The sequence below is a fragment of the Priestia taiwanensis genome (assembly GCF_014638355.1).
GTDB classification, from domain to species: Bacteria; Bacillota; Bacilli; order Bacillales; family Bacillaceae_G; genus Priestia_D; species Priestia_D taiwanensis.
The window spans coordinates 35,896-59,510 of record NZ_BMFK01000002.1 but is presented as its reverse complement, the minus strand read 5'-3'; the positions used below and the strand labels follow the sequence as shown (position 1 = coordinate 59,510).

At 36.8% G+C, this 23,615-nt stretch carries 26 protein-coding genes and 1 tRNA gene; 23 read left to right on the top strand and 4 right to left on the bottom strand.

Features of this window, described 5'->3' with window-relative positions; genetic code table 11:
• Positions 1-3 precede the first annotated feature (3 nt).
• The gene (locus IEV41_RS12465) at positions 4-252 is read right to left on the bottom strand and encodes a DUF2624 family protein (RefSeq protein WP_229722257.1); all 249 of its coding nucleotides are present in this window, start codon (positions 250-252) and stop codon (positions 4-6) included.
• A gap of 117 nt (positions 253-369) precedes the next feature.
• Here IEV41_RS12465 and IEV41_RS12460 point away from each other — a divergent pair, with 117 nt between their 5' ends.
• The 10 genes from IEV41_RS12460 (at position 370) to IEV41_RS12415 (ending at position 7,843) form a co-directional block, all read left to right on the top strand.
• Entirely contained in the window at positions 370-1,248 is an 879-nt protein-coding gene (locus IEV41_RS12460) for a YitT family protein (RefSeq protein WP_188388839.1), read from the top strand.
• An 84-nt stretch (positions 1,249-1,332) separates the two neighbouring features.
• Positions 1,333-1,827 (top strand): DUF4367 domain-containing protein, encoded by a 495-nt coding sequence (locus IEV41_RS12455; RefSeq protein WP_188388838.1) that lies wholly within the window; start codon positions 1,333-1,335, stop codon positions 1,825-1,827.
• Positions 1,828-1,997: 170 nt separating this feature from the next.
• Entirely contained in the window at positions 1,998-2,798 is an 801-nt protein-coding gene (locus IEV41_RS12450; RefSeq protein WP_188388837.1) for a metal ABC transporter ATP-binding protein, read from the top strand.
• Between the two features lies 1 nt (position 2,799).
• Positions 2,800-3,627 (top strand): metal ABC transporter permease, encoded by an 828-nt coding sequence (locus IEV41_RS12445; protein ID WP_188388836.1) that lies wholly within the window; start codon positions 2,800-2,802, stop codon positions 3,625-3,627.
• 18 nt (positions 3,628-3,645) lie between these two features.
• Positions 3,646-4,062 carry a Fur family transcriptional regulator gene (locus tag IEV41_RS12440; RefSeq protein WP_188389263.1) on the top strand — a complete coding sequence of 139 codons (417 nt, stop codon included), beginning with the start codon at positions 3,646-3,648 and terminating at the stop codon, positions 4,060-4,062.
• A 162-nt stretch (positions 4,063-4,224) separates the two neighbouring features.
• Positions 4,225-4,584, top strand: coding sequence for a YxeA family protein (locus IEV41_RS12435; protein WP_188388835.1), 360 nt, complete (start codon positions 4,225-4,227; stop codon positions 4,582-4,584).
• A gap of 218 nt (positions 4,585-4,802) precedes the next feature.
• Complete coding sequence (locus tag IEV41_RS12430; RefSeq protein WP_188388834.1) at positions 4,803-5,120, top strand: PadR family transcriptional regulator; 318 nt, start codon at positions 4,803-4,805, stop codon at positions 5,118-5,120.
• Between the two features lie 4 nt (positions 5,121-5,124).
• Positions 5,125-5,643 (top strand): DUF2812 domain-containing protein, encoded by a 519-nt coding sequence (locus IEV41_RS12425; RefSeq protein WP_188388833.1) that lies wholly within the window; start codon positions 5,125-5,127, stop codon positions 5,641-5,643.
• Positions 5,644-5,655: 12 nt separating this feature from the next.
• Entirely contained in the window at positions 5,656-6,171 is a 516-nt protein-coding gene (locus tag IEV41_RS12420) for a DUF2812 domain-containing protein (protein ID WP_188388832.1), read from the top strand.
• Positions 6,172-6,265: 94 nt separating this feature from the next.
• Positions 6,266-7,843 carry an L-lactate permease gene (locus IEV41_RS12415; RefSeq protein WP_188388831.1) on the top strand — a complete coding sequence of 526 codons (1,578 nt, stop codon included), beginning with the start codon at positions 6,266-6,268 and terminating at the stop codon, positions 7,841-7,843.
• 48 nt (positions 7,844-7,891) lie between these two features.
• On the opposite strand, the gene ispG is transcribed toward IEV41_RS12415, so the two are convergent.
• The 3 genes from ispG to IEV41_RS12400 all read right to left on the bottom strand — a co-directional run bounded on the left by ispG (position 7,892) and on the right by IEV41_RS12400 (position 10,404).
• On the bottom strand, positions 7,892-9,010 hold the full coding sequence (ispG, locus tag IEV41_RS12410) for a flavodoxin-dependent (E)-4-hydroxy-3-methylbut-2-enyl-diphosphate synthase (RefSeq protein ID WP_373284216.1): 1,119 nt from the start codon (positions 9,008-9,010) through the stop codon (positions 7,892-7,894).
• Between the two features lie 172 nt (positions 9,011-9,182).
• Positions 9,183-9,536, bottom strand: coding sequence for a protein YqfZ (gene yqfZ / locus IEV41_RS12405; RefSeq protein ID WP_188388830.1), 354 nt, complete (start codon positions 9,534-9,536; stop codon positions 9,183-9,185).
• Positions 9,537-9,633: 97 nt separating this feature from the next.
• Positions 9,634-10,404 carry a DUF1189 domain-containing protein gene (locus IEV41_RS12400; RefSeq protein ID WP_188388829.1) on the bottom strand — a complete coding sequence of 257 codons (771 nt, stop codon included), beginning with the start codon at positions 10,402-10,404 and terminating at the stop codon, positions 9,634-9,636.
• Positions 10,405-10,613: 209 nt separating this feature from the next.
• On the opposite strand from IEV41_RS12400, the gene IEV41_RS12395 reads away from it, so the two are divergent.
• From IEV41_RS12395 to IEV41_RS12335, 13 genes are all read left to right on the top strand, one after another.
• A complete protein-coding gene (locus IEV41_RS12395) occupies positions 10,614-12,242 on the top strand; it encodes a Na/Pi cotransporter family protein (protein ID WP_188388828.1) in 1,629 nt (542 codons plus the stop codon).
• A gap of 110 nt (positions 12,243-12,352) precedes the next feature.
• A tRNA-Ile gene (locus tag IEV41_RS12390) sits at positions 12,353-12,426 on the top strand.
• Positions 12,427-12,673: 247 nt separating this feature from the next.
• Complete coding sequence (gene sodA, locus IEV41_RS12385; RefSeq protein WP_188388827.1) at positions 12,674-13,285, top strand: superoxide dismutase SodA; 612 nt, start codon at positions 12,674-12,676, stop codon at positions 13,283-13,285.
• A 92-nt stretch (positions 13,286-13,377) separates the two neighbouring features.
• Positions 13,378-14,655: an MFS transporter gene (locus IEV41_RS12380; RefSeq protein WP_188388826.1), complete on the top strand. Its 1,278-nt coding sequence runs from the start codon at positions 13,378-13,380 to the stop codon at positions 14,653-14,655.
• A gap of 150 nt (positions 14,656-14,805) precedes the next feature.
• The gene (locus IEV41_RS12375) at positions 14,806-17,097 is read left to right on the top strand and encodes a peptidoglycan D,D-transpeptidase FtsI family protein (protein ID WP_188388825.1); all 2,292 of its coding nucleotides are present in this window, start codon (positions 14,806-14,808) and stop codon (positions 17,095-17,097) included.
• A 201-nt stretch (positions 17,098-17,298) separates the two neighbouring features.
• The gene (locus tag IEV41_RS12370) at positions 17,299-18,249 is read left to right on the top strand and encodes a PstS family phosphate ABC transporter substrate-binding protein (RefSeq protein WP_188388824.1); all 951 of its coding nucleotides are present in this window, start codon (positions 17,299-17,301) and stop codon (positions 18,247-18,249) included.
• Positions 18,250-18,322: 73 nt separating this feature from the next.
• Positions 18,323-19,276, top strand: a complete 954-nt coding sequence (gene pstC / locus IEV41_RS12365) for a phosphate ABC transporter permease subunit PstC (protein WP_188388823.1) — start codon at positions 18,323-18,325, stop codon at positions 19,274-19,276.
• On the top strand, positions 19,276-20,157 hold the full coding sequence (gene pstA / locus IEV41_RS12360) for a phosphate ABC transporter permease PstA (protein WP_188388822.1): 882 nt from the start codon (positions 19,276-19,278) through the stop codon (positions 20,155-20,157). Before pstC ends, pstA begins: the two co-directional genes overlap by 1 nt.
• 67 nt (positions 20,158-20,224) lie before the next feature.
• The gene (gene pstB / locus IEV41_RS12355) at positions 20,225-21,025 is read left to right on the top strand and encodes a phosphate ABC transporter ATP-binding protein PstB (protein ID WP_188389261.1); all 801 of its coding nucleotides are present in this window, start codon (positions 20,225-20,227) and stop codon (positions 21,023-21,025) included.
• Between the two features lie 12 nt (positions 21,026-21,037).
• Positions 21,038-21,697 (top strand): phosphate signaling complex protein PhoU, encoded by a 660-nt coding sequence (phoU, locus tag IEV41_RS12350; RefSeq protein ID WP_188388821.1) that lies wholly within the window; start codon positions 21,038-21,040, stop codon positions 21,695-21,697.
• Positions 21,698-21,858: 161 nt separating this feature from the next.
• The gene (locus tag IEV41_RS12345; protein ID WP_188388820.1) at positions 21,859-22,629 is read left to right on the top strand and encodes a nucleotidyltransferase family protein; all 771 of its coding nucleotides are present in this window, start codon (positions 21,859-21,861) and stop codon (positions 22,627-22,629) included.
• A 122-nt stretch (positions 22,630-22,751) separates the two neighbouring features.
• Positions 22,752-22,901 (top strand): 50S ribosomal protein L33, encoded by a 150-nt coding sequence (gene rpmG / locus IEV41_RS12340; RefSeq protein WP_028394888.1) that lies wholly within the window; start codon positions 22,752-22,754, stop codon positions 22,899-22,901.
• Between the two features lie 97 nt (positions 22,902-22,998).
• A complete protein-coding gene (locus tag IEV41_RS12335; RefSeq protein ID WP_188388819.1) occupies positions 22,999-23,562 on the top strand; it encodes a 5-formyltetrahydrofolate cyclo-ligase in 564 nt (187 codons plus the stop codon).
• Positions 23,563-23,615 lie beyond the last annotated feature (53 nt).

Here is a 23,615-nt window from a genome sequence, read left to right as displayed (position 1 = left end):
AGCTTATTTTTTAATCAGTTTGAGTAGTAATCCATTTACTTGTTCGGCTGTCGTTGGATTTGTAATGTAAGCAATTTTGTTAATGAGTTCTAGTCGGTCATGATCATCATATATGTCTACTTTCTTTTGTTTAATGACTTGGACAGCTTGTTGAGCTTGCTGATAAGTCACAGTTATCTGATGTTCGTGGCAAAGTTTTAATAATTCGTCCACAGAGATATTATTGATTTTTTTGTTTACAATTATTTTCATTAAATTCACGTTATCGCCTCCCATTCTCATGATTATGAAAAGAATGGGCACGTAGAACAAAAAACAAGAAAATGTAGTGTATAATAAAGAAAAAATACTTACACTAGGGGGAGTTTTATGGTAGCAAAGCAACATAAAAAAGAAGCTGCATCTCATCTTATTTTGCGTCTTATTGCAATTATCATTGGCGCTGGATGTGCTGCTGCGGCAATTGAATTAATTCTTGTACCAAATAAAATCATTGATGGTGGGATTATTGGTGTTTCGCTTATCATTGATTATTTAACAGATAATATACCATGGCTGAATTTCGGTACACTTGTAGTGATACTGAATCTTCCGTTCATGTATGCTGGATATAAGCATATCGGGAAAACATTTATGCTTTCATCTATTTTCGGGATTGTGTGTTTAGCAGTTATTGAGCAATCGTTGCATGGGATTGAGCCATTTGTAGAAGAGCCGATTTTAGCGACAGTCTTTGGAGGACTTCTATTAGGTACAGGTGTTGGATTAGTCGTTCGTAATGGTGGAGCATTAGATGGTACAGAAATTTTAGGTATTATGCTTACGAGAAAACTTCCATTCTCTGTCGGTGAATTTGTTATGTTCATCAACGTCTTTATTTTTATTTGGGCAGGATTCGTACTTGGCGTAGAGCAAGCAATGTACTCTGTTATGACATACTACATTGCATTCAAGACGATCGATTTAGTAATTCAAGGGTTAGATGAAACGAAAGCTGTTATTATCGTATCTGATTATTATGAGGAAGTATCAGATGCTCTGTTACACCGCCTTGGTCGTGGGACAACAAAGCTAAAAGGAAAAGGCGGCTACACAGACGAAGAGAAAGAAGTAATTTATACAGTCGTTACACGTCTTGAGGTAACGAAGTTGAAGAATATCGTATATGAAATTGATCCAAATGCATTCTTAACAATTATGAACACCCAAGAAACAAAAGGTGGAAAGTTCAAGAGTGCCATTCACTAATAAGAGAGAGAATAGCCATGCTATGGTTATTCTCTTTTTTTATAGGGAATAATACATAGTATTAGTAGAATGGAGGGCATAATAATGCGTTTGTTGATGCTTTTGTTTTGTTGGTGCTTGCTCGCTATTCCCGCTCAAGCTATTACCTATCATAAGGACAGTATAACGATTGAAGAAGTAGAAAAACGAGTAGCTTTTTCAGTCTTTAAACCGAAGAACCTTCCGAAAGAGTGGGAGCTAGTCATTAAAACATCTCCAGACATACCAAAGGAGAATGTTAATGATTTTCGCTTGCAGTACTTTGAGAAGAATGATGAAATATCTATTTTAGTCATTAGCCAACAAGATGCATCTTCGGTCATACACGATTATCAAAGCCCTAGTGCAAAAAGAATAACGATTAACGGGAATGAAGGCTACTTTTCGGAATGGATAAACAGTGGGGAGTTTGACAAAAATGGAAGATTTATCACCGGTGGTGTACTAGATTGGATACAAGATGGTACGTATATCGAAATGTATAGTGATTTCTTAACGAAAGAGCAGATGTTAGATATAGCACGTTCAATGAAAGAGTAGAGAAAAAGGGTTGAATATAGCCTTTTTATTTGTGAAGTACAACCTTTACAAATCGTAATGAGTAAGATATACTATTATTTTATTGATAGAGAATCGATTAGATAGTAGAGATACTATCTTTCTTAATGGAGAATAAATCGTAATCATTCTGATATGAAGGTGAAAAACGGATGGATAATATAATTGAAATAAAAAATGTAAGTTATCGGTATGAAAAACAAAATGTATTGGAGCATGTTTCATTAGGTGTACCAAAGGGGTCGTTTTTGGCACTTGTTGGTCCGAATGGGTCGGGGAAATCAACGTTATTAAAATGTATTCTAGGGATTTTGACACCGAAAGAAGGAAGCATTTCGTTATTTGGTACGGATGGAAAAGTATTTAAAGAGTGGAATAAGATTGGTTATGTTTCACAAAAGGCAAATAGCTTTAACTCTGGTTTCCCAGCTACTGTATATGAAGTAGTATCGTTAGGGCTTGTTTCGAAGATGGGATTATTTACGTTTTTTAACAAATCTCATAAGAAAAAAGTGTTAGAGGCAATTGAAGCAGTGGGAATGAGTGAATTCACCTATCGAAATATTGGAGAACTATCAGGTGGACAGCAACAGCGTGTATTTATTGCTAGAGCGTTAGTAAGTGATCCTGAGCTGCTTGTGCTTGATGAACCTACAGTAGGAGTAGATGTGAGTAACGTACAAAATTTTTATAATATGCTGGAGCATTTAAATAAGCACTTAGGCATTACATTATTATTAGTAACACATGATATGGGAGCTGTTTCGAATCAAGTAACTCATATTGCTTGTTTAAATAAGTGTTTGCATTTCCACGGGGACAAGCAAGAGTTTGAAGGATTAAATGAAGATGAGCTTTCGCAAATTTATGGACATCATGTGCATATTGTGACACATGATCATAATCACGATCATTGTCATAGCCACGATCACGCGCATGGGGGAGTAAACTAACATGTTAATGGATTTCTTTCGATTTGAATTTTTACAAAATGCATTATATACAGGGATTATTATTGGATTTATCGCACCGCTACTAGGTGTATTCGTCGTTATTCGACGTCTATCATTAATCGCAGATGCCTTAAGTCACGTTGCTTTAGCTGGTATTGCGTTTAGTTTATTTATTGATAAGAAGTATGCAATAGGCACTAATCCGTTATACGCGGGTATGAGCTTTTCAGTAATCGGGGCACTATTTATTGAGCGATTACGTAGTGTATATAAACACTATCAAGAATTAGCAATTCCTATTATTTTATCTGGTGGTATTGGATTAAGTGTTATTTTCATCTCGTTAGCAGATGGATTCAATGCAGATTTGTTTAGTTATTTATTTGGTAGTGTAAGTGCAGTAACAAGAGAAGATTTATGGTTAATTTTCGGTATTGCAGTCGCAGTTGTCCTAACAATTGTGTTTCTATACAAAGAATTATTCCTGTTATCGTTTGATGAAGAATACGCGAAGGCTACAGGATTAAAAGCAAAGACGATTCACTTTGTATTCATTGTAATGGTAGCGCTTGTTATTGCAGCATCGATGAGAGTTGTCGGTATTTTATTAGTATCGTCGTTAATGACGTTACCGGTTGCGGCTAGTATTCGTATTGCGAATGGATTTAAGCAAACAATTTATTTATCGATTATCTTCGGTGAAATTGCTGTAATTGGTGGGATTTTCTCAGGGTATGTATTAGATATTGCGCCAGGTGGTGCAATTGTTATGATTTCGATAGTTATTCTAATGGGTGCAATCTTATTTAAAAAGTGGAGAACTTCATAATAAAGTGAGGGGATTATGATGCATGTAGAAGATGCGATGCAAGTGTTGAAGGAGCATGGATATAAATATACGGATAAGCGCCAAGATATGATTCTCGTTTTTTCAGCGAATAATAAATACTTATCTGCACGAGATGTGCTCGAATATATGAAAGCTGATTATCCAGGGTTGAGTTTTGACACGATTTATCGAAATTTATCGCTGTTTGCGGACCTTGGTATCCTTGAACAAACAGAATTAGAAGGAGAAAAGCATTTCCGTAGTAAATGCAAAACGACTTCTCATCATCATCATTTTATTTGTCTAGAATGTGGAAAGACGAAAACGATTGAAACGTGTCCGATGCATGATATAAGTGATAATTTTCAAGGGTTTGAAGTGACGGGTCATAAGTTCGAAGTATACGGGAAGTGTCCAGAGTGTGTTGTTTTATAAGAATAGAGTAGAAAAGATTGCCTAGCATGTGATAGGTAATCTTTTTTTGCGCTTATTATTACAAAGATGTAAGGATTGTGTAAGGAAAAGAGATTACTCTGTTTTCGATGTTTTGTTAAGATACAAGTAACGAAACAAGAGAAACAATAAAGGAGAAAAAATATGAAACGTACAATTGGAATTTTAAGTGTGTTAGTTATTTTGACAACAGCATTAATGGGATGTAGCAGCCTTAATAGAATGTTCAAAGATGAATATTACGTGCAAATAACAGGAGATGGTGAATTTAAGGTTGAGAAAGCTGATGGTGGTCAAGACTTCAAGAGTTACAACTATAAATTAACTGGTTTCGATGAAAAAGCAAATGATAAAGAGATGGAGTTCACGGCAACGAAGAACCTTCGTAAAGATGCATATTTACGTGTATACTACTCAGATGATAAAGGTGTAACTTCATGGGAAGAAGTGAAGGGAAATGAAGTGCCGGAAAAAGCGTTAAATAAGCTAAAAGAAAATAAATAAGTTTTTGTAGGAAGAACATCTACTATAGGTGTTCTTCTTTTTGTATCTGATGCTGATATAAAAATGAACATTTTATACATATTAAGGTTCAGGAATAGAGGAGAATAAGTGATGAATTGGATATATTTTCTTTATTTTTGTCTCTTTTTCCCTTATACTGAGCATATACTATATCGGTGGTCGATATAGCGGATGTTGATATAGATGGAGGAGTATTTGTGGATCCAAAAGCGAAGAAATACATTCCGTTAACAGAAGGGACGTACTATATTTTGTTATCACTTGTTACACCCCTTCATGGCTACGGTATTATGCAACACGTGACAGAACTTACGAATGGGGAAGTGAAAATTGGACCTGGGACGTTATACGGAACAATTACGAAGCTAATGAATGAAAAGTTAATTACAGAGGTGGCATCAGGAAGTGACCGCAAAAAGTGCTATATGTTAACACCATTAGGTAAAGACGTGTTGCTTCTTGAGGTGAGGCGATTAGAAAGAGCGGTGGAGCATGCGAGTAGTATAAGGGGATGAGCGAATGGGAGAAAAGCGTGTATTCAAACACTTTTTTATATGGGAGACAGAGAAAGAAGAGAAGTTGCTTACGAGGATGCTAGCGCAAGGCTTAGAGCTCTATGACTATAACATGGTTTGTTATACATTTAAGCAAACAACATCACGGAATATGATGTACAAAATCGATCACAAGGAAGATAGTGCGAACATAGGGGAATACATCTCACTTTACGAAGCGTGTGGTTGGGAATATGTGACGATGTTTGGTGACAAGTATTATTTCCGCTGTGAGGCAAATGCTGAAGAACCAGTAATTTATTCTGAAAATGAAACGAAGATAGAGAAAATGACGTATATGTGGAAGATGCTGTTCCGTTCTTACATTGTTATTTTTCTTAGCTCGTTGACAATCTTGTTTGGTACGGTATTTGGTGATTCGTTCGTGATGAAAGGATTCGTGGTGTTATTTAATTTGTTCTATATTAGTTACTTTGCTCGGTTAGCTTATGAAATTCGAAAAGGGAAAAAAGAAGCGTTGTAAGGGGGATGAGATATGAAAAAGGTGTTTAGGTTATCTCCACATTGGAAAAGCGAAGAAGAAGAGAGCTGGTTAAGTGAGATGCATCAACAAGGTTGGATGTTGAAAAAGATATTTGTGCGTTTCCAATTTGAATATGGCCAACCGGAAAAGGTAATTTATAAACGGGATTTGCAACCTGGATTAAAAAAGCAAGAGCGTGAAGAGTACATTAAGTTGTATGAAGAGAGTGGTTGGGAATATGTAACGAAACAAGGAGATGTATATTATTTCCGCATTTCAGCAAACGAAGCTGACGTACCCGAACTATATACAGATGTAGAATCAAAAATAGGTCAAGTAACGAAGCAATTTAAATTAGTTGCAATGGCTTATGGCTCAGTGTGTATAAGTTCAATAAGTGCATTTTCATCTACTTTTGATGCGATTCCTTGGTTTCGTATATTAATGGTGTTTGCTCATATAGTAGGGGTAAGAGCCCTATGGAAATTATGGACGAAACGAAAAGCTTTAGAAAAGGAAGTGTGGTAAGAGGATAAATGTAGTTGGATAATAGGTTAAATAGTAGAAAACAATAGACATGATACAACAGCCTAAAAAATAACTATGTAAAGGAGCTGTTATCATGCTTGTATCTACATATGATCCCTTCCAACACTTATTTTTGTCAGCGCTTGTAGCATCAATCCCGATTTTATTGTTTTTGTTATGTTTGACTGTCTTCAAAATGAAAGGGATTTATGCAGCGCTAGTTAATTTAGGGATTACATTTGTGATTGTCCTTTTTATTTTTAAGCTTCCTATCGGTGAGTGTATAGCTAGTATTATCCAAGGGATTATTCAAGGGTTATGGCCAATCGGATATATCATTGTGATGGCTGTTTGGTTATATAAGATTACGGTTGAGTCTGGAAAATTTGATGTGCTAAGAGGGAGTATTGCCGGTATTTCACAAGATCAGCGCATTCAATTGTTATTAATAGGGTTTTGTTTCAACGCATTTCTTGAAGGGGCAGCAGGATTTGGAGTTCCAATTGCGATTTGTTCGGTTCTTTTAGTATCATTAGGATTTGAACCGTTACGAGCAGCGATGCTTTGCCTTATTGCGAATGCGGCTTCTGGGGCATTCGGAGCAATTGGTATTCCTGTTGGTATTATTGATACATTTGGATTAGGGGAAAATGTAACGGCGCAGAGTGTATCGATAATGACTGCTTATACGCTTCCGATTATTAATTTTACTATTCCTTTTTTGATCGTATGGCTAATTGACGGCTTAAAAGGGGTTAAAGAAGTGTTTCCAGCTATTATGGTGACATCGGTCACATATACCATCCTTCAAGCCATTATTACAATTTTCTTAGGGCCAGAGCTAGCGGATATTATACCTGCTTTAGTAGCGATGGGAGGGCTAGCATTATTTTTACGTAAATGGCAGCCAAAGCATGTATTTAGGTTACATGCTGGTGAAGAAGAGGTGAAGAAATATTCATTCGGTGAGATTATTAAAGCGTGGATGCCTTTTTACTTGTTGACAATTTTCATTTTAATATGGAGTTTGCCGATGTTTAAAGGATTGTTCGCGAGCGGTGGTTTACTTGCGGCTTCCGTCATAAAATTCATGATACCTGGGTCTTCTATTCGTGTGACTATTGACATAGTAGGGGCAACGGGAACGGCAATATTGGTTGCTGCATTGATTACAATTGGTACGACTGAAGCGATGAATATGCGAGGTGGTTTCGGATTACTCAAAAGAACGATTAGGGAGTTTTGGATTCCAATTGTTATGATTTGTGCAATTATTGGTATCGCAAAGCTAATGACGTACGGAGGTTTAACAGCTGCATTAGGAGAGGCCGTGGCTACAACAGGCGGCGCATTTCCGATTTTGTCTCCGATATTAGGGTGGATTGGTGTATTTATGACAGGGTCTGTTGTGAACAACAATACGTTGTTTGCACCAATACAAGTAACTGCAGCAAAGATTATTGGGACAAATCCATCTTTGCTAGTGGCAGCGAATACGGCGGGTGGCGTGATGGCGAAACTAGTTTCACCACAGTCAATTGTCATTGCAACAGCAGCAGTTGGCGTAACAGGGAAAGAAGCAGATGTAACGAAAATGACGATTAAATACAGCTTTGCATTGCTAGCCTTTGTTTGTATATGGACATTTGTGTTGGCAATGTTTATAACGTAAATGAAAAAGGAGCGTTCTCATTCAAGATGAGGACGCTCCTTTTTACGTTTATTTTGTAGCTTCAGCAGCAGCTTTTTCTGCTTCTGCTTTTTCTAAATATTCTTCGTAAATCTTATCGATTTCTTTCTTTAATTCTTCTACCATTGTTGCTTCCGGTACTTTACGAACAATCTCACCTTTGCGGAATAGAAGACCTTCCCCGCGAGCACCAGCAATACCGATATCTGCTTCACGAGCTTCACCAGGTCCGTTTACTGCACATCCTAGTACAGCAACTTTAATAGGTGCTTTAATCTTTTGAATGTATTCTTCTACTTCATTTGCAATCGAAATTAAGTCAATTTCGATACGTCCGCATGTTGGACAAGAAATTAATGTCGCTGCGTTTGCGGCTAATCCGAATGACTTTAATAACTCACGTGCTACTTTCACTTCTTCTACTGGATCGGCACTTAATGATACACGTAATGTGTTACCGATACCCATAGAAAGAATAGCACCAAGCCCAGCAGCACTCTTTACCGTTCCAGCAAATAATGTACCTGACTCTGTAATACCTAAATGAAGTGGGTAACTGAATGCTTTAGATGCCTTCTCATATGCTTCAATCGCTAAGTTAACATCCGATGCTTTCATCGATACGATGATGTCATGGAAGTCAAGCTCTTCTAAAATTGCAATATGGTGAAGGGCGCTTTCAACCATTCCATCTGCTGTTGGATACCCGTATTTCTCAAGGATTTTTCGTTCTAATGAACCAGCGTTTACCCCGATACGGATTGGGATTCCTTTTTCTTTTGCCGCTTTTACTACTGCTTCAACTTTTTCACGACGACCAATATTACCTGGGTTAATACGGATTTTATCAATTCCGCCTTCAATTGCTTTTAATGCTAATTTGTAATCGAAATGAATATCGGCTACTAAAGGAATATTAATTTGTTTCTTAATATCTGCAATTGCGTTAGCTGCGCGCTCATCTGGCACGGCAACACGAACAACTTGGCATCCAGCTTCTTCTAATCGCTTAATTTCCGCTACTGTTGCTTCTACGTCATGTGTTTTTGTCGTTGTCATACTTTGAATAACAACTTCATTATTGCCACCAATTGTTAATGGACCTACTTTGACAGGTCGTGTATTGGTACGATGTGTAATTTCATTCACGAATCGTTCGCTCCTTCAAAAAAGAATAAGTATATGGTAATAGAAGGTTATAATATGTTTGTTCCTTCTTACTCTTTTCCTATTATAAAAGAATATTCATCCCCCATTGTATCAGCGCTTCTTATTATCTGACAAGAATAATCTTTTCTTATCGTACGTACATGTTCTATCATTATTCATAAATTGGAAATTTATATGTTTTGCCAATCGTTAGTTTTGTTGGTGAAATAGAAGTATTTAGCGTTTTAAAGTCGTCCGTAATTTGCTTAATAGGAGGAAGTTTTCGATTGTTATGTAGTTGTTCGAGAATGGTTAGAAGGGTATCTCCACTTTTGACTTCGATTTCGCGATAAGGAATTGTTGGTTGTGTTTGTTTCTTTGTAGTAGTAGATGTTTGAACGCTTTTTTCTTCAGGAGAAACATGAGATGAAGGTGTTGTAAGAGACAATGTTCCTACTTTTATGTCATAAAAAATAATATATCCAAGCATGAGAATAGAAATAAGAAAGACTAGTTTTTTGACCATAGACGTTCACTCCTTTGTAGAGTATATATGCCTGTCCAAAGAAAATATGCTTATTTTTTCAAAAAAAGAACGAGAGGAAAATTCCCTCTCGTTGTAATTATTTCTTAGGTGTTGGTATTTCACGAAGGGATAGGAACAGAATAAGCATCGTTACAAAACTGTACAGTAAGAAATGAGAGAATGGGATGGTAATCATTAACGCATCCATTATAATGAAGAATACTGTAGGAATTGTCATTGCATATGCTGTCATTGTCCATAAGTGTTTGTACGTTAATTTTTGTGGTGTTTGGCGTCTTAGGAGAAGCGCAAGTGCCGCAAAAATTGTTGTATAGAAAAATTGAGTGAAGCAAGTATACAAGTACATAATTACTGCGACGATTCCGAATAAGATAGGAGCAATGTCCTCTAATGTCTGGAATAAATCCATAACATGTTGCTTTGTCATAGGAGAATCACCAAGAGTATCATACATAACTGTTTGTTCTTGTCCTGGTATATTTGCAATAAATTTATCTTTTAGCACCGCAATTGTAACAGGATTATTTTTATATGTAGAAGGTATTTCTGTTACGTTTGGGTCAAAAATAAATGTAAAGTCGGGACGTTCTTTTACGATTTGTGTAGGATTAGCCGTTTCTAGTACACCATTTTTGATTTCGAAGTCTGGTAATTCTTCCGCCGCGACTGTTTTTACGAATTGTAATTCTTTATTCGAGATAGAATAAAGGTGATAGATCATCGGAAGAGCTGCAAGTAGTGCTAAGAAGAATACATATAGAATCGTCTTTCCGATCTTCTGAAAACGATAACTTGCAATGTCTTTAGTTGAATAAAAACTTCTGATGAACTGAGTGAATATAGACATTCGTTCACTTCCTTTCCATTAATAAGCAACTCTTATTGTACATGACAATGAATATCGAAACAAGAAAGGAAGAAAAATTAAGGAAATGTTAAGAGATTGTAAATTTCAATCCATTTATATTTACAATGTGTCTATAAACACTTAATATTGAAATCGTTGTGTGAAAATTTGTCGAAATTAAATTGACTGAATATTAAGGAGTTGAATGTATGACGATCGATTATCAGGAGATGTTATTTCTCTTCCTAGGAGGATTAGGTATTTTCCTTTTTGGAATTAAATACATGGGAGATGGTTTACAAAAAGCAGCAGGGGATAAATTAAGAGATATTCTTGATAAATATACGACAAACCCGTTCATGGGTGTACTTGCTGGTATTATTGTAACAGTCCTTATTCAAAGTAGTTCTGGTACAACTGTATTAACGGTTGGATTAGTTAGTGCAGGATTTATGAACTTACGTCAAGCAATTGGTGTAATTATGGGTGCAAATATTGGTACAACGGTTACAGCATTCATTATCGGTATCAAATTATCTGACTATTCATTGCCGATTATTGCAGCAGGGGCAGTATTGTTATTCTTCTTCAAGAGTAAAAAAGTTCAAAATGTTGGACAAGTTATGTTCGGATTTGGTGCCCTATTCTATGGTTTAGACTTAATGGGTAAAGGGATGAAACCTTTAGCGGGATTAGAATCTTTCCAAGATTTAACACTTAGTATGAGTGATAACCCAATTTTAGGTGTTGTCGTTGGTACAGTATTTACAATGGTTGTTCAAAGTTCTAGTGCGACAATCGGTATTTTACAACAATTATTCGGACAAGGTTCGATTTCATTAGAAGCAGCATTACCAGTATTATTTGGTGATAACATTGGTACGACAATTACAGCAGTACTTGCTGCAATTGGTGCATCTGTTGCAGCAAGACGTGCGGCAGCAACACACGTAATTTTTAACTTAGTTGGATCTATTATTTTCTTACTTATTTTACCGTTGTTTACATCGGTGATTGAAATGATGCGAGGTGCACTAGGATTAAATCCAGAAATGACAATTGCATTTGCACACGGTATTTTCAACGTAACAAATACGTTAATTCAGTTCTGGTTTATTGGCTTATTAGCAAAAATCGTAACGAAGCTTATTCCTGGGGAAGACTCTGTTATCGAATATAAAGCGAAGCACTTGGATCCAATCTTTATTGAGCAATCTCCTTCTATTGCTTTAGGACAAGCGAAAGAAGAAATTGTTCGTATGGGTGAATTTGCAAACGTAGGATTAGAAGAAACGAAGAAGTTCTTATTATCAAAGCAATCTAAGCATGCAGAAACAGCTCTTCAATTAGAGGGAGCAATTAACAACTTAGACCGTAAAATTACGGATTACTTAGTAATGTTATCTTCTGCATCACTATCAGCTCATGAGTCTGCAGAGCATTCAATGTTAATTGATACAGTTCGTGATATCGAGCGTATCGGGGACCATTTCGAGAACATCGTTGAGCATGTAGAGTATCAGCTTGCAGCAAGCAAGAACAGTGAATTTGCTGGTATTGAAGACTTAGAAGAGATGTTTACATTAACGATTACAACAGTACAAAAAGCAATTCTTGCATTAGAGAAGAAAGATCATAAATTAGCAGAAGAAGTTATTCAACACGAAATCTTAATTGATAAGATGGAACGTACACTTCGTAAGAAGCACATTAAGCGTCTGAATGATGGTGAATCAACACCAGCTAATAGCATCGTGTACGTTGATATCGTAAGTAACTTAGAACGTATTGGTGATCATGCAATGAACATTGCAGAAGCAGTATTAGTAACAAAATAAGTAGACGATATCGTTGTATGTCAGCTAGAGTAGTCAGTGTGATTACTCTAGCTTTTTTTATTGACGATACTTATATTGTGTGTTAAATTTTAAATTATCAGATTAATATAGGACCTTTAGCTCAGTTGGTTAGAGCAGACGGCTCATAACCGTCCGGTCGTAGGTTCGAGTCCTACAAGGTCCATCGATTAGTAAAAGGGATTCAAAGCTCCCTTTTACTGCCATAGTACATAATGTAACTTCCTAATTTATATAGGAAGTTTTTTATTTTGATTAAACCGATTGATTATGTGTGAATAATGGAGAAGAATCATTTGAAAACTCCTATGTTTTTTGATAAGATGAGATAGGAAATAAAGCTTATTTCCATTGGATAGACTACAAGATGTTTGACTACATAATATAGGATAAAAAACTAGGAGGGAATTATTATGTCAAAATATGAATTACCACAATTACCTTATGCATACGATGCATTAGAGCCACACATTGATAAAGAAACAATGAACATTCACCATACGAAACACCATAACACATACATTACAAATGTAAATGTAGCTCTTGAAGGACACGAAGCATTAGCTTCTAAGTCAGTAGAAGAATTAATTGCTAACTTAGATGAAGTACCAGAAGCGATTCGTACAGCTGTACGTAACAATGGTGGAGGCCATGCTAACCACTCATTATTCTGGACACTTCTTTCTCCAAACAGTGGCGGACAACCAACTGGTAATGTTGCGGCAGCTATCGAAAGTACATTCGGAAGCTTAGATGCTTTCAAAGAGAAATTTGCAGCAGCAGCAGCAACTCGTTTCGGTTCTGGTTGGGCTTGGTTAGTAGTAAATAACGGTGCTCTTGAAGTAACAAGCACGCCAAACCAAGATTCACCAATCATGGAAGGCAAAACACCTATTTTAGGTTTAGATGTTTGGGAGCATGCTTACTACTTAAACTACCAAAATCGTCGTCCAGACTACGTTGGTTCATTCTGGAACGTTGTAAACTGGGAAAAAGTAGAAGAGTTATACAACGCAGCGAAATAATAAAACGAGAGAGGCGATCTATGCCTCTCTTTTTTTGTACATAAAGATGGCTTATAGAGGTAAACTACCCTTAACGTAAAGGGGAGTTTGCAATGAATATAAAGAAACTAACTGGAAGTGCGGAAGTAGCGCGTGATTTTTGGTTATTACTTATCATAGGTGGATTGTATACGTTAAGCGTCTCATTATCGAATACGTTCGTGAATATTTATTTGTGGAAACAATCAGGGCAATTTATTCATATTGCATTATATAACTTAACTATTTTTATTATACAACCACTTGCTTTTTATTGTGCTGGAAAACTAGCTTCAAAAGTAGACCGAGTTTTTGCGTTACGTATCGGTGTTACAACACTTGGTCTTTTTTATATTGCGGTGTTAATTGCTGGTGAACACGCTATTCGCTATTATTTTTTCCTTGGGGTTCTCCTTGGAATTGGATATGGCTTCTATTGGCTTGCGTTTAATTTGCTAATATTTGAAATAACAGAGCCGGAGACAAGAGACTTCTTTAACGGTACGCTTGGGATTATTACATCATTTGCAGGAATAGCGGGGCCAATGATTGCAGGTTTTACTATTTCTCGAATGTTTCAAGACAAAGGATATGTCGTTATCTTTTGTATCTCACTCGCGTTATTTGCTTTAGCTGTTGTTGCTAGCTTATTCTTGCACCGACGAGAGGTACCCGGAACATATGCGGTATTCCATGTGCTACGAGAAAGGAAATATAATGATGGATGGCGGAGAATTACTCTTGCACATTTTTTTCAAGGATTACGTGAAGGGTCATTTATGTTCGTTATCTCCATCTATGTCTTCATCGTAACAAATAGTGAGTTAGCGTTAGGAACGTATGGAATGCTAAATTCATTTGTAAGTTTTGTTGCATACTATATCGCCTCGCGTTTTATTAAGAAAGAACATCGAAAGAAATTTATCTTAATTGGTGGGCTAATGCTGTTCTTATCTGTAGCGCTTATTGTGTTCCGTTTGACTTATACAAATTTCCTTATTTATGCGGCATGCATTGCGATTGCTTATCCGATATTACTTGTACCATATGGATCAATGACGTATGACATAATTGGAAAGGCGAAGGACATAAAGGCACGCAGAGTAGAGTATATCGTTGTACGAGAATGGTTCCTATATGCTGGAAGGATTGCATCTGTCTTAAGTTTTATCGTGATGATTACGTTGTTTGAGCTGAAGGTAGCTATCCCAGCATTCTTGCTGATATTTGGTGCAGGTCATGCATGTATTTATCCGATTGTAAAAGGAATTCAAGATACCTCGCAGACAGAAACAAAACCAAGTGTACAAGTAGCGAAGGAAGGGGATGAACTTCCAGGAGGAAAAGGTTAGTTCAGTTTTATATAGCAAAAGTACGTATAATCGGTTAGAATAGAAAGAGTGAATAGACACCTTAAACAGGTGTCTTTTTCCTATGAATGATACAAAATAAACTTAGTATTACATAGAAGAGAATAATTTGAAACGGTAGAGGGAGTTGCAATGAAAAAAGAAAAGCAAAAAAAGAATCATGTGCCGATACGGCTAAATATACTATTTCTAATTGTATTCTTGCTATTTTCTGTTCTAATCGTTCAACTTGCCAATGTGCAAATTGTAAAGAATGAAGATTTCAAGAAAGAAGTAGCAAGGCAAGGGAATTCAACGGTAAGCATGAGTGTGCCACGAGGTAAAATATACGACCATAACGGGAAAGTTGTTGTAGATAACGAACAACAACGTGCTATTACGTATACTCGTTATACAAATGTTGCTAATAAAGATATGTTAACGATAGCTAAAGATTTGGCGAAGTATATAGATGTTCCAACAGATAAAATTCAACAACGAGATAAAAAAGATTATTGGTTAATTACTCGTGATGAAGAAGGAGATAAATTAGTTTCAAAAGAAGAACAAAAAGCGTTAAAAGAACAGAAGAAGACTGATGACGATATTTATAAGTTGCGATTGGAGAGAGTAACAGATGCCAAACTAGCGGAACTGGATGATGAATTAGAAATCGTATCAATATTCAGTAAAATGAAAAGCGGTTATAAAATGACGCCGCAAATTATTAAAAACGAAGAAGTAACAGATGCGGAATTCGCGATTGTAAGTGAACGTTTAGAGAGCTTACCAGGTGTTGATGTTACATCGGATTGGAAGAGGTCTTATCCAAATGGTGATGCGTTACGCTCCGTATTAGGTAGTGTATCTAAGGATAATGAAGGGTTACCAAGTGAGAACTTACAGTACTATTTAGTACGTGATTATAACCGGAATGACCGTGTTGGAAAGAGTTATATTGAGCAACAGTATGAGGATGTCCTTCATGGTAAGAAGAAAAAAGTAAAGACAAACCTTGATAAGGATGGTAAGACCGTCCTTGATACAGAAGTTATTTATCCAGGAGAATCTGGAAGTAACTTGAACTTAACATTTGATGCTGAGTTACAAGCAGCAGTAGAAGAAATTATTATCGATGAGATGAAAAAGTATAAACAGAAGCCAGGCTATGACGTAATGGACCGAGCGTTTGTTGTAATGATGGATCCATACACTGGTGAAGTAAGAACAATGGCTGGAAAGCAAATCGATGAGAAGGGTGAATTCAAGGATTATGCATTAGGTACGATGTCAAGTGCGTACCAAATGGGTTCGGTTGTCAAAGGTGCGACTGTTTTAACTGGGTACCAGACGGGTGCGATAAAAGAAAATCAAGTTATTAGAGACCAACCGTACTATTTTGGTTCAAGTGAAAAACCTAAAAAGTCATGGATTAGTAATCCGAATGGAATGGGCGAGATAAACGATCTAGAGGCACTGAAAAGATCATCGAACGTATATATGTTTAGAATCGTAATGAACATGATGAAGGCAGGTCCTTATACGAAAGGTATGCCGCTGCCGCTACCAGGAGAGACGAATGTGTTTGAGGATTTACGCTATTACTTTGGCCAATTTGGATTAGGTGTTCCAACGGGTATTGATTTACCGAATGAAGCGTTAGGATTTAAAGGAGAAGGGGAAAACCCTGGTCTGGCGCTTGATATAGGGATTGGTCAGTATGATACGTATACAACCCTTCAATTAGCACAGTATATTTCGACAATTGCAAACGGTGGGTATCGTATGAAGCCACAAATTCTTCACTCGATAACGGAAGCATCAAACAAACCTGATGAACCACAACGAGTAATTGAAACAATTGATCCGGTTGTGATGAATCGTATTGATATGCCACTAAGTCAAATTAAACGTGTTCAGGAAGGATTTAGAATGGTAGGGCAATCTGGCGGGACAGCGTCTGCATTTTTTGGTAGCCCTCATAATCCAGCTCTTAAAACAGGTACAGCTGAAAGTCGAACGAAACATAACGATACGTATGTTGATACGTATAATTATACGTTAGTAGGATATGCTCCGTACGAAACAGCAGAGCAGAAGCCAGAAATTGCTTTTGCAGTTGCAGTACCTGGTGTTCGCCAAACAGCACGGGACAACAAAATCGCTCAAGATATTGGAAAACGTGCAATGGAGAAGTATTTCGAACTGAAAAAAGCTCGTGGTTTAAATGGTAAACTTCCAAATGAAGAAAGTAATACACAGTCTCAAAGTGGTACAGATAGTTCAACAAATAATGAGCAACCAGATACTTCTGGACAAGTAGAAAATAACGAACAAATTGGAAATAACAACGAATCAGAGCAGAATGAGCAAGATAATATGCAGCAAGAAGTAGGAACACCTCCTGCTACGAGAGAAGAATCTGATTCGGAGAATAGTGGATAAGCCTATTTGGCAAAAGAAACACTGTTGATCGTTCTAATGGAACGTATCGGCAGTGTTTTTTTGTATAGTTATATTCTTAACATTTTTATAACCTTAATTTACAAAAGGTTTACACTTGGTTAAAACCACTTTAATAGTTCGACGTTATTCTAAATGTAGCAAAGGAAAACAAACCTTAAATTGTAGGAGGAATACGTTGAGATGAAAAAGGTAAAGTTTTTGGCAATGACGGCAATTATCGGTTCTGTACTAGTAACGGCAACTGGATGTGGAAGTGCGACGAACGGAAGCTCAAAAGCTGAACAAGGTGCAACGCAGCAACTTCAAGGTGAAGTGAAAATAGATGGATCCACAACAGTACGTCCAATTATGGAGGCTGTGACAGAAGAGTACCGTAGTGAACAACCGAAAGTAAAAGCCGGCATTGGTGGAGCTGGTACTGGTAGCGGCATTAAGAAATTAATCGCAGGTGAGATTGACATCGCGAACGCATCTCGTGCAATGAAAGAAGAAGAGAAGAAAGCAGCTGCTGAGAAAAAAGTAGATGTTGCAGAATATAAAGTAGCATTTGATGGAATCACAATCATTACGAACAAAGAGAATGATTGGGTGAAAGACTTAAAAGTAGAAGACTTAAAGAAGTTATGGCTAGAAGATGGAACGACGAAGAAATGGTCAGATATTAATCCAGAATGGCCAGATCGTGAAGTGAAGTTCTACTCTCCAACAAATTCTCACGGAACATATGACTACTTTGATGAAGTAATTTTAGAAAAGAAAGAATTAGTAACAAAGAATGTATCGAAGTCAGATGATCCGAATGCAATCGTAACAGGTGTAGCTGGTGATAAAGATGCGATTGGCTTCCTTGGATATTCGTACTACTTCGAGAACAAGGGTAAATTGAATGCTTTAACGATTAACGGTGTAGAGCCAAATGAAAAGACAATTGAGTCTGGCGAGTACAAGCCACTATCAAGACCGCTATATATTTATGTGAACAAGCAATCGTTAAAAGATAGGCCAGAAGTTCATAACTATGTTAAGTTTGCGTTAGAAAACGCAGGTGTATTAGCACAAGACGTTGGTTACATTCAATTACCGAAAGCAGACTACGATAAGCAAGTACAAGACGTAGAAGGATTGAAATAAGAAGAATAAGAGGTGAGAAGTGAAGGTGAAGGGTCACTTCTCCCTTCCTGATGAGGTTGAGGGAGGTTTTCAAATGGCTACTTTTGAGAAAGAACAGCCAACATATTCGGTGCAAGACTTAATAAAAGAAAATAAAAAGAAACAATCAACAACGCGTGTTGTTGAGAAAATTGTTCCGAAAGTATTACTTGTAACAGCGATTATATCCGTGTTAACAACAATTGGTATTTTGTTCACACTTATTTCAGAATCTGTTACATTCTTTCAGAAAATACCGTTTATAGAATTTATCACGAGCACAGATTGGACACCTTTCAATAGTAGTGACCCACAGTTTGGGATTTATCCACTATTAATGGGAACGCTCAAAGTTACGATTGTAGCGATGATTGTAGCTATTCCAACTGGATTAGCATGTGCGATTTATTTAAGTGAGTATGCTTCTGATAAGACGAGAAGAATCATTAAACCAATCTTAGAAGTATTAGCAGGTATTCCGACAATTGTATATGGCTTCTTCGCCTTAACATTTGTTACACCTTTACTGCAAGATTTCATTCCTTCATTAGGAATTTTTAACGCACTTAGTCCAGGTATTGTTGTAGGGATTATGATTATTCCGATGGTTGCATCTCTTTCTGAAGATGCAATGACAGCTGTACCGAAAGCATTGCGTGAAGGTGCATTAGGGCTTGGAAGTACGAAATTTGAAGTAGCGTGGAAAATCGTTATTCCAGCAGCGTTATCGGGAATCATTTCATCCTTTGTATTAGCATTTTCTCGTGCAATTGGTGAAACGATGATCGTATCTGTGGCAGGTGGTGCAACGCCAAGTATGTCACTAGACTTAACGCAATCAATTCAAACGATGACAGCTTATATTGTTCAAGTGAGTGGTGGAGATATTAGTCATGGTTCTATCACCTACTATAGTATTTATGCAGTAGGAATGGCGTTGTTCGTATTCACCCTTCTTATGAATCTACTTGCACAATATATTTCCCGTCGCTTTAGGGAGGAATACTAATGAGTACATTAATTAATCAAGAGCAAGTGAAAAAAGAAATGTCTTCTCGTTTGTTCAAGAATAACGTATACAAAGCATTATTCATCGTCGCTACTATCTTTGCATTAGCGGTGTTAGTAATCTTGTTCTATAGAATATTTTCTCAAGGAATGAAATATTTTGATGTAGATTTCTTTACTAGTTTTGCTTCTCGCCGTCCGTCTGAAGCGGGAATTTTAGGAGCACTTGTTGGATCACTTTGGCTGTTAGTTATTATTGCTCCGTTGTCTATTTTCTTAGGAGTAGGAACAGCCCTTTATTTAGAAGAATATGCGAAGAAAAACCGTTTTACACGTTTTATTGAATTAAACATCTCGAATTTAGCAGGTGTACCGTCAATCGTTTTCGGTCTACTTGGATTAACAATATTCGTACGTGGAATGAATTTAGGCGGAAGTATTTTAGCTGGTGGATTAACAATGAGTTTGCTTATCTTACCAATTATTGTAGTAGCGTCACAGGAAGCTATTCGAACAGTTCCGAAGGCGCTTCGAGAAGCATCATATGGTATGGGTGCAACGAAGTGGCAAACGATTCGCCGTGTTGTGTTACCAGCAGCAATACCAGGTATTTTAACCGGGAGTATTTTAGCACTGTCTCGTGCGATTGGAGAGACAGCACCGCTAATCGTTATTGGTGCTTTATCATTCGTTAACTATTTACCGTCAGGGTTTATGGATACATTTACTGTATTACCGATGCAAATCTTTAACTGGACGAGTCGCCCGCAAGAAGAGTTCCAATTCGTTGCAGCATCAGGTATTATCGTGTTGCTTATTGTCTTAATTGTAATGAACTCAATTGCTGTGCTTATCCGAAACAAATTCCAAAAGAACTATTAAGAAGACTCTTCAGGCTGAAAGGAGAAGGCATATGTCTACATTTACTGCTTTGAAACGAAACGAGGAAATGAAAATGGAACATCCTTCTAATCAAGAAAAGAAAGAAGTACAAAAAAATGTTGTGTATGAAACGAAAAATTTAAACTTATGGTACGGTCAAGATCATGCACTGAAAGATATTAATTTAAAAATATATGAAAATGAAGTAACGGCGATTATCGGACCGAGTGGTTGTGGTAAATCAACGTATTTAAAGACATTAAATCGTATGGTTGAGTTAGTTCCGATCGTTCGCACAAGCGGTGAGATTTTATACCACGAACGTAATATTTTTGATGCGTCATATGGAGTAGAAGAATTACGTACACGAGTAGGAATGGTATTCCAAAAGCCAAATCCATTCCCGAAGTCTATTTGGGAGAACGTTGCATACGGACCGAAAATTCACGGTATTAAAGATAAAAAAATCTTAAATGAAATTGTGGAGAAGAGTCTACGCGGTGCAGCGATTTGGGACGAATTAAAAGATCGCTTGCATGATAATGCGTACGGCCTATCAGGTGGACAGCAACAACGTTTATGTATTGCACGTTGCCTTGCGATTGAGCCAGACGTTATTTTAATGGATGAGCCAACATCTGCTTTAGATCCAATCTCTACATTAAAGGTAGAAGAGTTAATTCAAGAGTTAAAGAAGAGCTATAGTATCGTTATTGTTACACATAACATGCAACAAGCAGCACGTATTTCAGATCGCACGGCTTTCTTCTTAAATGGTGAAGTAGTAGAGTATACGGAGACAAACCGTCTGTTCTCAACGCCGTCTGATAAGCGTACAGAAGACTATATTACAGGTCGTTTCGGTTAAGAGGAGGATACAATGGGAATTCGCGGGAAGTTCGAAGGCGATTTACACGTTCTTCATACAATGGTTATGGAATTAGGAGATATGGCAATTGAGTCTATTAACCTCGCTTTTGAAGGATTGAAGCATCAGGATATAGATAAGGCGTTATCTGTCATTGAGAATGATGAAAAGGCGGATGACTTAGAAGAAGAAATCAATGATTTTGCGATTATGTTGTTAACGAAGCAGCAACCAGTTGCAATCGATTTACGAAAAATTACGACTGTATTAAAAATTTCATCTGATTTAGAAAGAATTGCAGATTATGCGGTGAATATTGCAAAAGCAGCTATTCGTATTGGTGAAAAGCGCGTTATTACGTCATTTGATTTGTTGGAAGAGATGCATAGTAGAAGTATTGACATGGTTCGTCTAGCGTTACGTGCATATGATGCAGAAGATTTAGCAGAAGCGAAGAAGGTCGCTACAATGGATGATGAAGTCGATGCATTGTACGGAAATATGATGCGAACATTAATGCAGCTCGTTCCAAACCATCAAGAAGAAATTGGGCAAATTATGCAATTAACATTCATCACAAGATATTTTGAGCGTATTGCGGATTATGCAACAAATATTTCGGAGAATACGTTCTACCTTGTGAAGGGAAGAAGATATACGTTTAATGAATAAGATATATAAAAGACACGTTCTGCGCAGGAACGTGTCTTTTATCTATAGAAAATTACAATGAATAGAGTAAATATGTAAAGCATATAAAACGATATAACTGGAAAATGCCATTATAATATGTATTTGAATGAAGAAACATCGATCGATAAGGAGCGGTTGTGATGAAAGGTGTTATTTTAGCTGGTGGAAAGGGGATGCGATTACGTCCTTTAACAGACGATATACCAAAGCCAATGTTGCGGTTATTAGGAAAGCCTGTGATGGAGTATAGTATCGAGTTATTAAAGCAACATAACATTACAACGATTGCAGTTATGATCCAGTATCATGGAGAACAAATCAGAACCTACTTTGGTGATGGTAGTAAGTGGGGTGTACAATTAATATATTTTGAAGATAATCCACCTCTTGGTACGGCAGGAAGTATTAAAGCAGCGGAATATTTTTTGGATGAAACATTTGTTGTTATTAGCGGGGATACATTGACGAACATTGATTTACAGGGTGGTATGCAATTTCATCAACAAAAAGGTGCAGACCTCACAATTTTTATGAAAGAAGAAAGAAATCCAATTGACTTTGGGATGATTATGACGAATGAATATGGAAAGATTACTCGTTACGTGGAAAAACCGGCATGGCAGGAAGTTATTTCTTATATGGTAAATGTAGGTATTTATATTGTGGATCCGTCTGTTTTAAAGGGGATACATCGAAATTGTTTTATGGATTTCAGCCGGAATATTATTCCGATGATGATAGAGAGTAACAAACAAGTATACGGGTATATGACGAGGGGTTATTGGATTGATGTAGGTACATTCCAACGATACAAACGAGCAAAGCATGATTTACTAATGAAAAAGACGAAAATATCTATTCTGAAGAAACGGGAATCTTCTTCTTATATAGTAAAAAATCGTATGAAATAGTCTAAAAATTTTTATTTATCATTTGTTGTCGACCACATAATAAAAAATGTAGAAATTTTTTTCGGAAAGTGGTATAGTAGAAAGGTCTGATTTATGTATACAATGTTTGGAGGGAAATAAAGATGCGTGTAAATATTACGTTAGCATGTACTGAATGCGGAGAGCGTAACTATATCTCTAAAAAGAATAAACGTAACAACCCAGATCGCCTTGAGCTTAAGAAATATTGTTCAAGAGACAAAAAAGCTACAGTTCATCGTGAAACAAAGTAAGCAGTAGGATTTTATCCTGCTGTTTTTTTTTATGCTCATTTTTCGTACATGTAAAAAATGGTATGCTAGAAGGAGCAAAAAAGAGGGGGACATGATGATGGGGGAAAAACGAGTAATACGAAAAGAGATGTTGCAAGCATTAAGAAAACAGAGTGAAGAGGAAAATCAGGAGAAATCTACTGCTATTACATCTTTATTATTCGAGCAATCTGAGTGGCAGTCTGCTAATGTTATTGGGATTACCATTTCTTTATCATACGAAGTAAATACGCGGGCGATAATAGAAGCTGCATGGGAGCAAGGGAAAATAGTTGTTGTTCCAAAATGTAAACCATCAACGAGGGAAATGACGTTTTACCGCATTACTTCATTTGCTGATGTAGAGGAGTCCTACAGTAATTTATTTGAACCAATTGTGGAGAAAACGATAGCGTATGCACAGAATAGTATTGACTTACTTGTTTTACCTGGAGTTGCATTCACACGAGATGGCCGACGTCTCGGTTACGGTGGAGGGTATTATGACCGTTATTTATCCATCTTCACTGGTAATCATCTTGCATTAGCGTATGAAAGTCAGATGGTGAAAGATATTCCAATAAATGAACATGATAAAAAAATGAAGAAAGTCGTTACAGAAGAGAAGGTATATGTATTTTAGATAGAAAAGATTGCTTTTCACAAAATATACATAAATTATATTTTGTTATTACG